The organism is Halomonas sp. LMYGS-3 (genome assembly GCF_059509875.1).
This window is the reverse complement of the sequence record NZ_JCAKFQ010000005.1, coordinates 225,582-237,357: the sequence shown is the minus strand read 5'-3', so window position 1 is coordinate 237,357 and position 11,776 is coordinate 225,582. Positions and strand designations below refer to the sequence as shown.

General features: G+C 68.1%; 13 protein-coding genes. 10 read left to right on the top strand and 3 right to left on the bottom strand.

Going from position 1 to position 11,776, the window contains the following annotated elements; genetic code table 11:
* Position 1: 1 nt before the first annotated feature.
* Positions 2–679 (bottom strand): SOS response-associated peptidase, encoded by a 678-nt coding sequence (locus tag AC5W54_RS07120; RefSeq protein ID WP_495961371.1) that lies wholly within the window; start codon positions 677–679, stop codon positions 2–4.
* A gap of 183 nt (positions 680–862) precedes the next feature.
* Between AC5W54_RS07120 and AC5W54_RS07115 the strand changes: the two genes are divergently transcribed.
* Both AC5W54_RS07115 and AC5W54_RS07110 read left to right on the top strand, forming a co-directional pair.
* The gene (locus tag AC5W54_RS07115; protein ID WP_495961370.1) at positions 863–1,480 is read left to right on the top strand and encodes a TetR/AcrR family transcriptional regulator; all 618 of its coding nucleotides are present in this window, start codon (positions 863–865) and stop codon (positions 1,478–1,480) included.
* A gap of 53 nt (positions 1,481–1,533) precedes the next feature.
* Positions 1,534–2,199 carry a 1-acyl-sn-glycerol-3-phosphate acyltransferase gene (locus AC5W54_RS07110; RefSeq protein WP_495961369.1) on the top strand — a complete coding sequence of 222 codons (666 nt, stop codon included), beginning with the start codon at positions 1,534–1,536 and terminating at the stop codon, positions 2,197–2,199.
* Between the two features lie 27 nt (positions 2,200–2,226).
* Here AC5W54_RS07110 and AC5W54_RS07105 read toward each other — a convergent pair whose 3' ends face one another.
* The gene (locus AC5W54_RS07105; RefSeq protein WP_495961368.1) at positions 2,227–3,510 is read right to left on the bottom strand and encodes an HlyC/CorC family transporter; all 1,284 of its coding nucleotides are present in this window, start codon (positions 3,508–3,510) and stop codon (positions 2,227–2,229) included.
* An 81-nt stretch (positions 3,511–3,591) separates the two neighbouring features.
* A complete protein-coding gene (locus tag AC5W54_RS07100; RefSeq protein ID WP_495961367.1) occupies positions 3,592–4,392 on the bottom strand; it encodes a cytochrome C assembly family protein in 801 nt (266 codons plus the stop codon).
* Between the two features lie 180 nt (positions 4,393–4,572).
* Here AC5W54_RS07100 and ffh point away from each other — a divergent pair, with 180 nt between their 5' ends.
* The 8 genes from ffh (at position 4,573) to AC5W54_RS07060 (ending at position 11,558) form a co-directional block, all read left to right on the top strand.
* Complete coding sequence (ffh, locus tag AC5W54_RS07095) at positions 4,573–5,973, top strand: signal recognition particle protein (protein WP_495961366.1); 1,401 nt, start codon at positions 4,573–4,575, stop codon at positions 5,971–5,973.
* A 253-nt stretch (positions 5,974–6,226) separates the two neighbouring features.
* A complete protein-coding gene (gene rpsP, locus AC5W54_RS07090) occupies positions 6,227–6,475 on the top strand; it encodes a 30S ribosomal protein S16 (RefSeq protein ID WP_495961365.1) in 249 nt (82 codons plus the stop codon).
* A gap of 43 nt (positions 6,476–6,518) precedes the next feature.
* Positions 6,519–7,067: a ribosome maturation factor RimM gene (rimM, locus tag AC5W54_RS07085; protein ID WP_495961364.1), complete on the top strand. Its 549-nt coding sequence runs from the start codon at positions 6,519–6,521 to the stop codon at positions 7,065–7,067.
* Positions 7,068–7,114: 47 nt separating this feature from the next.
* A complete protein-coding gene (gene trmD / locus AC5W54_RS07080; RefSeq protein WP_495961363.1) occupies positions 7,115–7,876 on the top strand; it encodes a tRNA (guanosine(37)-N1)-methyltransferase TrmD in 762 nt (253 codons plus the stop codon).
* A gap of 159 nt (positions 7,877–8,035) precedes the next feature.
* Positions 8,036–8,392 (top strand): 50S ribosomal protein L19, encoded by a 357-nt coding sequence (gene rplS, locus AC5W54_RS07075; protein ID WP_023005502.1) that lies wholly within the window; start codon positions 8,036–8,038, stop codon positions 8,390–8,392.
* A gap of 111 nt (positions 8,393–8,503) precedes the next feature.
* Positions 8,504–9,406, top strand: a complete 903-nt coding sequence (gene xerD / locus AC5W54_RS07070) for a site-specific tyrosine recombinase XerD (protein ID WP_495961362.1) — start codon at positions 8,504–8,506, stop codon at positions 9,404–9,406.
* A gap of 3 nt (positions 9,407–9,409) precedes the next feature.
* Entirely contained in the window at positions 9,410–10,150 is a 741-nt protein-coding gene (locus AC5W54_RS07065; protein WP_495961361.1) for a DsbC family protein, read from the top strand.
* A gap of 91 nt (positions 10,151–10,241) precedes the next feature.
* Positions 10,242–11,558 (top strand): homoserine dehydrogenase, encoded by a 1,317-nt coding sequence (locus AC5W54_RS07060; RefSeq protein WP_495961360.1) that lies wholly within the window; start codon positions 10,242–10,244, stop codon positions 11,556–11,558.
* Positions 11,559–11,776: the final 218 nt, after the last annotated feature.

Genomic DNA, 11,776 nt, shown 5'->3' with positions numbered 1-11,776 from the left:
CTTAAACGGGGTTCCGGCGCAGCATGGGGCCGGTAGGGTAGGCGCAGGCCGGATCCTGATGCGCGGGATCATTGACTCGTCTTGATACCGGAAAGGCGCCCAACAGTTCCATGGGGGCGGTCGTCAGCAGCGCTTTTGTCGCCTCGAGCGGCGTGCCGGGCTCGAGCCAGCGGTGGCCGTCGCGGGGGGCGATCACGCCGGGCAGGCGGTCGGTGAGAGGCGCGAGCAGGGCATTGGCGGGCACGGTGATCAGTGCCAGCGAGTCCGTGTGCTCGACCAGGCTGGTGTGGAAACGGCACCAGAGTCCCGCCAGCAACAGCGGCCCGCGGTCGACCCGGGTCACCAGGAAGGGTTGCTTGGCGCGGGGTTGCGACTTCCACACGTAGATCCCGCTGACCGGCACCAGGCAGCGGCGGACGTGGAAGGCCTCGCGGAACATCGGGCGCGCCTCCAGCGACTCCGCCCGGGCACAGTGGGGGGCGCGGTCGAGCACCTCGAGCCAGGGTGGTGTCAGGCCCCAGAACAGCCGGGAGAGGCGCGGCCGGCCGGCCTCGAGGCGGATCGCCGAGAGCGGCCGCCGGGGGGCCAGGTTGGGGCTGGTCACCAGGGGGGCGTCGACCTCCAGGCCGGGCAGCAGGCGTCCGAGGTCGAGAGAGGCGATGTGCAGTCGGCCGGCCATGGGCACTCCGCGGGTGATGGAGCGACAGGGTACCCAAGTCGAACGAGCGAGAAAAGCGCCGATCCGGCCGCGATTCCGCCCGGGGCTTGCGTTTGACCCATGGATCGATAAGCTGTCGAAAACAGTGTTCGATCTGCGCTATCCTAGGTAGGCATCGTCCGCCACCATCTTGCGAGGAAATCGATGGCCCGTCCCAGACAGCACGCGCCCGAGGCGCTCCATGCCCAGGTCATGGCGGCATGTGATGCCTGGCTGCAGGAGAACCCTGCGCATACGCTGTCGCTGCGTGCCCTGGCGCGTGAGGTCGGTTGTGCTCCCAGTACCCTGCTCAAGCTCTACGGCAGCTTCGGCAACCTGCTCCAGCACGTCAACATCGAGACCCTGGCACGGCTGCGTGCCGTGATCGAACCGCTGACCGAGAGCGCCTCCCCGGAGCAGCGCCTCAGGGCCCTGGCCAGGGCCTACTGGCAGTTCGCCCAGCGCGACGCCTACCGCTGGCAGCTGCTCTTCGACTATCCCCTGGCCCAGGAGGGCGAGCTCGATCAGCGCCAGAGCGACATGATCGAGGCGCTGTTCCTGCGCGTCGAGGCCACCCTCCGGGAGTATCAGCCGGCCCTGGACGACCTGGAGGCACGCCGGCTGGGGCGCACCCTGTGGGGCAGTGTTCATGGCCTGGTGCAACTCGGCCTCAACGAGCGCCTCGGTTACTGGCAGGGGCAGCAGCTGGAGGTCGGCGAGCTGCTCGATCAGCTGCTCCACACCACCCTCGCCGGCCTGAAGCACAGACCCGACGTGACGTGACGATCCTGTTGTGGCTATTGGTCGCCGGTGTCCTGCTGACGGGGAGCTGGTGGATGCTCCGGAAGCCGAGGCCGCTCATTCGGCGGCTGGTCTTCCTGGTGGTCTTCCTGCTCTATCGCCTGCGCCTGCGCGGCCAGGGTCACATTCCCGCCCGCGGTCCCGCGGTGGTGGTCTGCAACCATGTCAGCTTCATGGACGCCATGGTGATCGGTGGCGCCAGCCGTCGGCCGCTGCGCTTCCTGATGGACAAGCCGATCTACGATTCGCCGTGGCTCAACTGGCTGTTCCGGCTGGTGGGTGCCATTCCCGTGGAGTCGGAGCGGCGCGACCCGGGCAATATCCGCCGGGCCCTGGAGGAGGTCAGCCGGGCCCTGGCCGAAGGCGAGGTGGTGATGCTGTTTCCCGAGGGACGGCTGACCCCGGACGGCGAGGTGCAGCCCTTCCGGCGCGGCCTGGAGCTCATCCTGGCGCGGGATCCGGTGCCGGTGATTCCCGCCGGGCTGTCCGGGCTGTGGGGTTCCTGGACCTCGCACCATGGCGGCAAGGCGCTGACCAAGCCACCGCGGCGCTTCCGGGCCAGGGTGGCGCTCTACTTCGGCGAGCCCCTGGCGCCCCACGAGGCGAGTCGGCCGCGGGTCGAGGCGCGGGTGCGCCTGCTCAAGGCGCAGGCCGACCAGTGGGCCGAGCGGCGCTCGAACGAGGCCGTGGCGCGACGCTGATGGCTGCGCCGACTTTTCGGACACGGCTCAGCGCTGCCTGGCGGGGCGGCGTGGCGGCGTCCAGCAGCGGGCGGCGGTGATCAGGTTGTCGCGTACCTCGAGGATCTCCATCCTCACGCTGCCGATCTGCAGGCAGGCGGGCCCGTCGGGGAAGGCCTCCAGGTGCTCGAGGATCAGGCCGTTGAGCGTCTTCGGGCCGTCGGTGGGCAGCTGCCAGCCCAGCGCCTTGTTGATATCGCGGATGTTGGCGGTGCCGTCGATCACGTGGCTACCGTCGTCCTGCAGGTGGATCTCCTGATCCAGGCCCGCCACGTCGGTGGTGAACTCGCCGACGATCTCCTCGAGGATATCCTCGAGGGTCACCAGCCCCTCCACGTCGCCGTACTCGTCGACCACGATACCGATCCGGCGCTTCTGCTTCTGGAAGTTGAGCAACTGGGTATGCAGCGGGGTGGACTCGGGAATGAAGTAGGGCTCCCGGGCCTCCTGCACGATGGCGGCCTTGGTCACCTCGTCGCGGGAGAGGAAGCGCGCCGCGTTGCGCAGGTGCAGCATGCCGATGATGTTGTTGATGTCGCCCTTGTAGACCGGCACCCGGGTGTGCTGGCTGGTGCGGATCCGGGTCAGGATCTCCTCCAGGTCGTCGTCGAGGTCGATGCCCATCACCTCGTGACGCGGGACCATGATGTCGTTCACGGTGACGTTCTCGAGGTCGAGGATCGACAGCAGCATCGCCTGGTGGCGATGGGGGATCAGGGTGCCGGCCTCGTGCACCACGGTGCGCAGCTCGTCGCGGGTCAGGTTGTCGGCGCTGCCGTCGATGTTCTTCACGCCGAGCAGGCGCAGCAGGCCGTTGGAGATGACGTTGACCAGCCACACCAGCGGATAGAGCAGCTTGAGCAGCGGTTCCAGGACCAGCGAGGCGGGGTAGGCGATGCGCTCGGGTTTCACGGCAGCATAGGTCTTGGGGGTGACCTCGGCGAAGATGAGGATCACGATGGTCAGCACCAGGGGGGCAACGGCGGGGCCGGTGACCTCACCGAAGAAATGGATGGCCAGTACCGTGGCGATGGCGGCAGCCAGGTTGTTGACCAGGTTGTTGCCGATCAGGATCACGCCGATCAGGCGGTCGGGTCGCGAGAGCAGTCGGACCACCCGCAGGGCGCGTGACTCGCCGCTGTTGGCCTGGTGGCTCAGGCGGTAGCGGTTGATCGACATCATGCCGGTCTCGGAGCTGGAGAAGAAGGCGGATAGGCAGATGAGCAGGAACAGCAGGCCGAACAGCAATCCCAGTGGGAAGTCGTCGCTCAAGTCGAAGCATCCTCAATGGCGTATCAGGCTCGAGTTGTAGGGACTCGCCCCGGCAGTGTCAAGGCGTTCGGGGGCGCCGGCTCAGCCGCGGCTCAGCACGACCTCGAGCACGAACTTGCTGCCGAAATAGGCCAGCAGCAGCACGGTGCAGCCGCCCAGGGTCCAGCGTACCGCGCGCATGCCCCGCCAGCCCAGCCGATGGTGGCTGAACAGCAGCACCGAGAAGATCACCCAGGCCGCCAGCGAGAGAATGGTCTTGTGGGCCAGGTGCTGGGCGAACATGTTCTCGACGAACAGGAAGCCGCTGGCGATCGACAGGGTCAGCAGGGCCAGGCCGGCCCAGATCAGCTCGAAGAGGATCCGCTCCATGGTGGTCAGCGGCGGCAGGGCCTGGACGACGCCACGGGTGTGGTGGTGGCGCAGCGCCTGGTTCTGCACGCCGAGCAGCACCGCCTGAACGGCGGCGATGGCCAGCACGGCGAAGGCCAGCACCGAGCTCAGGGCGTGCAGGGCGATGCCCGGCGTCAGGCCGCCCGTGCGCTCGGGGCTGGGCAGGCCCGTCGCCAGCAGCAGCACCGCGCCGGCTAGCGGGAAGAGTCCCACGGCGGCGTTGAGCACCGGCTTGAAGAAGCTGACCACGATCAGCAACAGCACCACCACGGCGCCGGCCACGATGGCGCTGGTGGAGAGCCCGGGCAGCACTGCCTGGCCCTGGCCGAAGAGCCCGGCGGCCAGCGGCAGGTGGCAGAGCAGCCCCAGCATGCCCAGGCCGCGTACCAGCGCGGGACGCGGTGGGACCCGTCGCATCAGGGTCAGCGCCTGCCAGGAGGCGGCGGCGACGTAGAGGATGAAGGCCAGGATGGCCAGGGGCAGCGCCTGCATCGATTGCTTTCCATGCGCCTTCGCGAGCGCCTGATGGTGATTGAACAGCGTGCCGCTACTATACCCAATCCCCCGGGTTGCGCACAGACCGTGCCGCTTGCCGGCGTCCCGCATGGAGACTCGCGGTCACAGGGCGTATAATCGTTGTCCATATTCGGGCCGTCGCCACTGGAGAGGCCAATGTTCCAGAATCTCAGCGAGCGTCTGTCGCAGACGCTCAAGTCGATCAAGGGTCAGGCGCGCCTGACCGAAGAGAACGTCAAGGACACCCTGCGCGAGGTGCGCCGCGCGCTGCTCGAGGCCGACGTCGCGCTGCCGGTGGTCAAGGCGTTCATCGAGCGGGTGCGCGAGCGTGCCGTGGGGCAGGAGGTGTCGCAGAGCCTCTCGCCGGGCCAGCAGTTCGTCAAGATCGTCCAGCAGGAGCTGGAGGCGGTCATGGGCGAGGTCAACGAGGGGCTCGCGCTCAAGGGCTCCCCCGCGGTGGTGCTGATGGCGGGCCTGCAGGGGGCGGGCAAGACCACTTCCGTGGCCAAGCTGGCGCGTTATCTCAAGGAGCGCGAGAAGAAGAAGGTGCTGGTGGTCTCGGCGGACGTCTACCGTCCCGCGGCCATCGACCAGCTCGAGACCCTGGCCGCCGAGGTGGGGGTCGACTTCTTCCCCTCGCGCAGCGACCAGCAGCCGGTGGCCATCGCCGAGGCGGCGATCAAGCATGCCAAGATCCAGTTCCATGACGTGGTGCTCGTCGATACCGCCGGCCGCCTGGCCATCGACGAGGCGATGATGGCCGAGATCCAGGCGCTGCATAAGGCCGTGGCGCCCCAGGAGACGCTGTTCGTGGTCGACGCCATGACCGGCCAGGATGCCGCCAACACCGCCAAGGCCTTTGCCGATGCCCTGCCGCTGACCGGGGTGATCCTGACCAAGGCCGACGGTGACGCGCGCGGCGGGGCGGCGCTTTCGGTGCGTCATGTCACCGGCAAGCCGATCCGGTTCATGGGGGTGGGCGAGAAGGTCGATGCCCTCGAGCCGTTCCACCCGGATCGTGTCGCCTCGCGCATCCTCGGCATGGGCGACGTGCTGTCGCTGATCGAGGAAGCCGAGCGCACCGTCGACAAGAAGAAGGCCGAGAAACTGGCCAAGAAGGTCAAGAAGGGCCAGGGGTTCGACCTCGAGGACTTTCGCGACCAACTGCAGCAGCTCAAGAAGATGGGCGGCATGGGCGGCCTGCTCGGCAAGCTGCCCGGCATGGGCCAGATGGCCGAGATGGCCCAGGGGCCCGGTCCCGAGAAGGAACTCGGCAAGCTCGAGGCGCTGATCAACTCCATGACTCCCCAGGAGCGCCGCCGCCCGGAGATCATCAACGGCTCGCGCAAGCGGCGTATCGCCGCCGGTGCCGGCCTGCAGGTGCCCGACCTCAACCGCCTGCTCAAGCAGCACAAGCAGATGCAGAAGATGATGAAGAAGGCGGGCAAGAAGGGCGGCATGCAGAACATGATGCGTGGCATGTCCGGCATGATGGGCGGCGGCGGCCCCGGTGGTCCGGGGGGCATGGGTGGGCCCGGCGGCTTCCCCTGGCGCTGAGCCCCGGCCGGTGCGGGAAAAAGGTTCCCAAGCGGGGCTGTTTTCCGTAGAATGCTGCCTCTTCACTGGCAGGACCGCGATAGTTCGCGGCCGCCGTCGTGACCGAATGCCCGAAGCCGGGCCTGCGGCCCGCTTCCCGAGCAGCCGTGTTTGGAACGGACAACGTTCCGAGAAGCAATGTTGAAGGCCCGTGGCTCACATGCCGCGGCCCAGCAGCGTCAACCGTAACCTCAACCGAAGGACAGACTACGCCATGGTTACCATTCGTCTGGCACGTGGTGGCGCCAAGAAGCGTCCCTTCTACCACCTGACCGTATCCGATTCACGCAACGCCCGCGATGGCCGCTTCATCGAGCGCCTGGGCTTCTTCAACCCGATCGCCCGCGGTCAGGAAGAGCGTCTGCGCATCGACCTGGATCGCATCGCTCACTGGCAGGGCCAGGGTGCGCAGCTCTCCGACCGTGTCGCCGAGCTGGTCAAGGAAGCACGCAAGCAGGCCTGAGGGGCCTGACTTGTGTGCCTGAAGTGCCGTCACGGGGTCGTCGATGAGCGAAAACGCGCAAGCGCAGCCGAGCGACGATCATGTGGTGCTGGGCAAGCTGACCAGCCCCTATGGTGTGAAGGGCTGGCTCAAGGTGTATTCGTACACCGGCCCGATGGAAGGCATCCTCGACTATGCCGAGTGGGTGCTGCGGCATGGTGGTCGACTCGAGCGCCGGCGGTTGCTCCAGGGGCGCCGGCACGGCAAGGGCCTGGTGGCCCTGCTCGAAGGCGTCGATGGTCGTGAGGCGGCCGAGGCGCTGGCCGGTGCCGAGATCCTGCTGCCCAAGGCGGAACTGCCCGAGCTCCCCGACGATGACTACTACTGGTATCAGCTGGAGGGGTTGAAGGTGGTGACCCGCGAGGGCGTGGTCCTGGGGCACGTCGCCTACCTGTTCGAGACCGGTGCCAACGACGTCATGGTCGTGAAGGGGCGGGACGCCGAGGCCATCGACGATCGCGAGCGGCTGCTGCCCTTCCTGCCCGATGAGGTGGTGCTGGACGTGGACCTCGAGGCCGGCGTGATGCGCGTCGACTGGGACCCCGAATTTTGAGTCCCGGCTCGGACTCGAAGTCCCCCGGCGCGGGGAGTGAGCAGGGCATGTGGATCGGCGTCGTGTCGCTGTTTCCCGAGATGTTCGAGGCGATCACCCGCCACGGCGTCACCGGGAGGGCGGTGGAGAAGGGGCGCATCGCGCTGGAGTTCTGGAACCCCCGCGACTACGCCACCGACCGCCACCGCACCGTGGATGACCGCCCCTACGGCGGTGGCCCCGGCATGCTGATGAAGGTCGACACCCTGCGCGCGGCGATCTATGCCGCCCGCGAGCGGGCCGAACGGACCACCGGTCAGCGCCCCAGGGTGATCTACCTGTCGCCCCAGGGGCGCCGGCTCGATCAGGCCGGTGTGCAGGAACTGGCCTCGGGCCCCCCCCTGGTGGTGGTGGCCGGGCGCTATGAAGGCATCGATGAGCGTGTGGTGGAGAGCGACATCGATGAGGAGTGGTCGATCGGTGACTATGTGCTCAGCGGCGGCGAGCTGCCGGCCATGGTGCTGATCGATGCCGCGGCCAGGCTGATGCCCGGGGTTCTGGGCCATCAGGATTCCGCGGTCGAGGACTCCTTCAACGACGGGCTGCTGGACTGCCCGCACTATACCCGCCCCGAGGAGATCGACGGGCGGCGAGTGCCGGAGGTCCTGCTCAGCGGCCATCACGGTGCCATCCGGCGCTGGCGGCTGAAGCAGTCCCTGGGGCGCACCTGGCTGCGTCGCCCCGACCTGCTCGAGGGCAGGGAGTTGAGCGCCGAGCAGCAGCGGCTGCTCGCGGAGTTCATCGAGGAATACGCTCTGTCCACCAGGTAGGTCAGGGCGGAGGTGCGGGACGCGACGAGCCCCTGGGGCCGTGTGGACCCGTGTCACCCATCATCTCCCGCGCTCTCGAGCCTCGGCTCGGGCGCCGGGATCACGATTCGCCGGCAACGAACCGGATCCGGCGGATCACGTTATCGAGGAGTTAGTGTCATGAGCAGCAAGAACAAGGTGATCCAGGCGCTCGAAGCCGAGCAGATGAGCAAGGAAGTCCCGGCCTTCGCCCCGGGTGACACCGTGGTCGTGCAGGTCAAGGTCAAGGAAGGCAACCGCGAGCGTCTGCAGGCCTTCGAAGGCGTGGTCATCGGCAAGCGCAACCGCGGCCTGAACTCCGCCTTCACCGTGCGCAAGATCTCCCACGGTGTCGGCGTCGAGCGGACCTTCCAGACCTACAGCCCGCTGGTCGACTCCATCAGCGTCAAGCGCCGCGGCGACGTGCGCCAGGCCAAGCTGTACTACCTCCGCGAGCGCAGCGGCAAGTCCGCCCGCATCAAGGAAAAGCTGGCCTGAGCTGCCGGCTTGCGGTGCCGGGGCTCGCGCCCCGCACCGACCGCGAAACCCCGTCACCGCTGTCGCGGGGCGGGGTTTTCGTTGTAGGGGACGGCACATACGGGAGGTTGGATGCCGACGGGCGCTGACGCGAACACACTGATCGATGCCTTCCTCGACGGCCTCTGGCTCGAGCAGGGGGCGAGCGATAACACCCTGGACGCCTATCGGCGCGACCTCGCCGCCTGGGCGCTCCGGCTCGAGGCCCGGGGCGAGTCGCTGCTGGCCCCGGGGGGGCAGGCGCTCTCGACCTGGCTCGACGAGCGCCGCGAGGCCGGTTACCAGCTGCGCAGCAACGCCCGCCTGCTGTCGAGCCTGCGACGCTTCTACCGCTGGGGGCTGGGCGCAGGCATGATCGAGGCGGACCCGCTGGCCGAGGTGCGGCTGCCCCGGGTGCGCCCGGCGCTGCCCGACACCCTCGAGGAGGACGAGGTCGAGCGGCTGCTGGCGGCCCCCGATGTGACCACCGGCCTGGGGCTGCGCGACCGGACGATGCTCGAGGTGCTCTATGGTGCCGGCCTGCGGGTCTCGGAACTGGTGGGCCTGACCACCGATGCCGTGAACCTGCGCCAGGGCGTGGTGCGGGTGCGCGGCAAGGGCGACAAGGATCGCCTGGTGCCGCTGGGTGAGGAGGCGGTGGTCTGGCTCGAGCGCTATCTGCACACCGCCCGCGGGGCGCTGATGGCCGATGCCACCCGGCCGGCGCTGTTTCCCGGGCGCGGCGATCGGGCGATGACCCGCCAGACCTTCTGGCATCGCCTCAAGCGTCACGCGCTCGCCGCCGGTATCGACCGGCCGCTCTCGCCGCATACCCTGCGCCATGCCTTCGCCACCCATCTGTTGAATCATGGGGCCAACTTGCGTGTCGTACAGCTGCTGCTCGGTCACAGCGACCTCTCGACCACGCAGATCTATACCCATGTGGCGCAGGCGCGACTGGAAGCCCTGCACGCCGACCATCATCCGCGAGGCTGAATCATGAGAACACGCTCCCAGACACTCCTTGGCGGCCTGCTGGCCGCGATCCTGGCCGGCTCGCCGCTCGCCCTGGCCGACCCAACCGTCGAGTTGGCCGAGCGCCTGGCGGTGAACGGCCAGCCGATGCCGGTGGAGAGCGTCCGCGAGACGCCGATGGCGGGACTCTACGAGGTGCGCCTGGAGACCGGCGAGAGCTTCTACAGTGATGCCGAGGGGCGTCATTTTCTGGTGGGGGACCTCTACGAGAACGCCGGCCAGGGGTTGGTCAACCTGACCGAGCAGGGGCGCAATGCCGAGCGCGCCGCGCGCCTGGCGCGGGTCCCCGACGCGGAACGGGTGATCTTCCGCGGCGCCGGCGAGAGCCGTGCCACGCTCACGGTGTTCACCGATACCACCTGTCCCTACTGCCGCCAGCTCCACGAGGAGGTACCGCGGCTCAATGAGTGGGGCATCGAGGTACACTACCTGGCCTTTCCGCGGGCCGGCATGAATGGCGAGGGGGCGCGGGTGATGCGTCAGGTCTGGTGCGCCGACAGCCCGACCGAGGCGATGAGCGCGGCCAAGCGAGAGGAGCGCCTCTCGGGTGCCGCCGACTGCGACAATCCGGTCGAGTCACAGTATCATCTGGGCATGGAGCTCGGCGTCCAGGGGACGCCGGCCATCGTCCTGCCCGATGGCCGCCTGGTGCCCGGCTACGTGCCGGCGGAGCGCCTGGCCGCCATGCTGGGCCTGGAGGACTGACCGGGTCCGCGACGCTACCGCCACGGGCGGCCCGACGCAGGCCGCTCGACTCACGCTGCGACACTTGCATGACAATCAGAGGGGAAAGACATTGAAACCGGTGAGAGTGGGAATCTGTGGACTGGGGACCGTCGGTGGCGGAACCTTCAACGTGCTGACGCGCAATGCCGACGAGATCGCTCGCCGCGCGGGGCGTCCCATCGTCATCGAGCAGGTCGCCTTCCGTACCCCCAACCCCGGGTGTGACATCACCGGCATCAAGACCACCTCCGACGTCTTCGAGGTGGCCACCAACCCCGATATCGATGTGCTGGTCGAGCTGATCGGCGGCTACGAAGTGGCCCGTGAGCTGGTGCTCACCGCCATCGACAACGGCAAGCACGTGGTCACCGCCAACAAGGCGCTGATCGCCGTGCACGGCAACGAGATCTTCACCGCGGCCCACGAGAAGGGCGTGATCGTCGCCTTCGAGGCCGCCGTGGCCGGCGGCATCCCGGTGATCAAGTCACTGCGCGAGGGCCTGGGCGCCAACCGCATCGAGTGGGTGGCCGGCATCATCAACGGCACCGGCAACTATATCCTCACCCACATGCGTGACGAGGGGCGGGCCTTCGAGGACGTGCTGGCCGAGGCCCAGGCGCTGGGCTATGCCGAGGCCGACCCGACCTTCGACGTCGAGGGCATCGACGCCGCCCACAAGCTGACCATCCTCGCCTCCATCGCCTACGGCGTGCCGCTGCAGTTCGAGAAGGCCTACACCGAGGGCATCTCGCGGGTCACCGCCGAGGACGTCGAGCAGGCCGACAACCTGGGTTACACCATCAAGCACCTGGGCATCTCCAAGCGTACCGATGCCGGGCTCGAGTTGCGCGTGCACCCGACCCTGATCCCCAAGGAGCGCCTGCTGGCCAACGTGCACGGCGTCAAGAACGCCATCGCCATCATGGGCGACGCCGTGGGTCCGACCCTCTACTACGGCGCCGGAGCGGGCGCCGAGCCCACGGCGTCTGCCGTGGTGGCCGATCTGCTCGATGTCGCCCGCGACATCGCCACCGACCACCACTACCGGGTGCCCTACCTGGCCTTCAGCGGCATCGGCGACGGCGACGATGGCATGCCGATGATGCCCATGGAGGACATCGTCACCGCCTACTACCTGCGCCTGCTGGCGGTGGACCGCCCGGGGGTGCTGGCACGGGTGGCGACCATCCTCGCCGAGCAGGGCATCTCCATCGAGGCGCTGATCCAGAAGGAGGCCACCGAGGGCGAACTGGTGCCGATCATCCTGCTGACCCATCGCACCCGCGAGAAGCACATGAACGAGGCGATCCGCCACATCGAGTCGCTGGCCGACATCGCCGGCCCGGTGACGCGCATTCGCGTGGAAAGCCTGGACGAGCAGGAATAACCCGGGCTTCTCCCGGAGCTGTAAGCCGTAAGCTGGAAGCTGGAAGAGCAAACCAGCGGAAACTGGAGAGCTTGTAGCTGCCTATGGGTTGTTGCCGCTACCTGTAGCGAGGGGCGCCGGGCCAAGCCGAAGAGGAGGTCCTAAGCCAGGGATGGCATCGGTAGCGCCCAGGGATGGGTTCACAGCGCCTCCTCGCAGGCTTGTCGCCGGATCAGCCC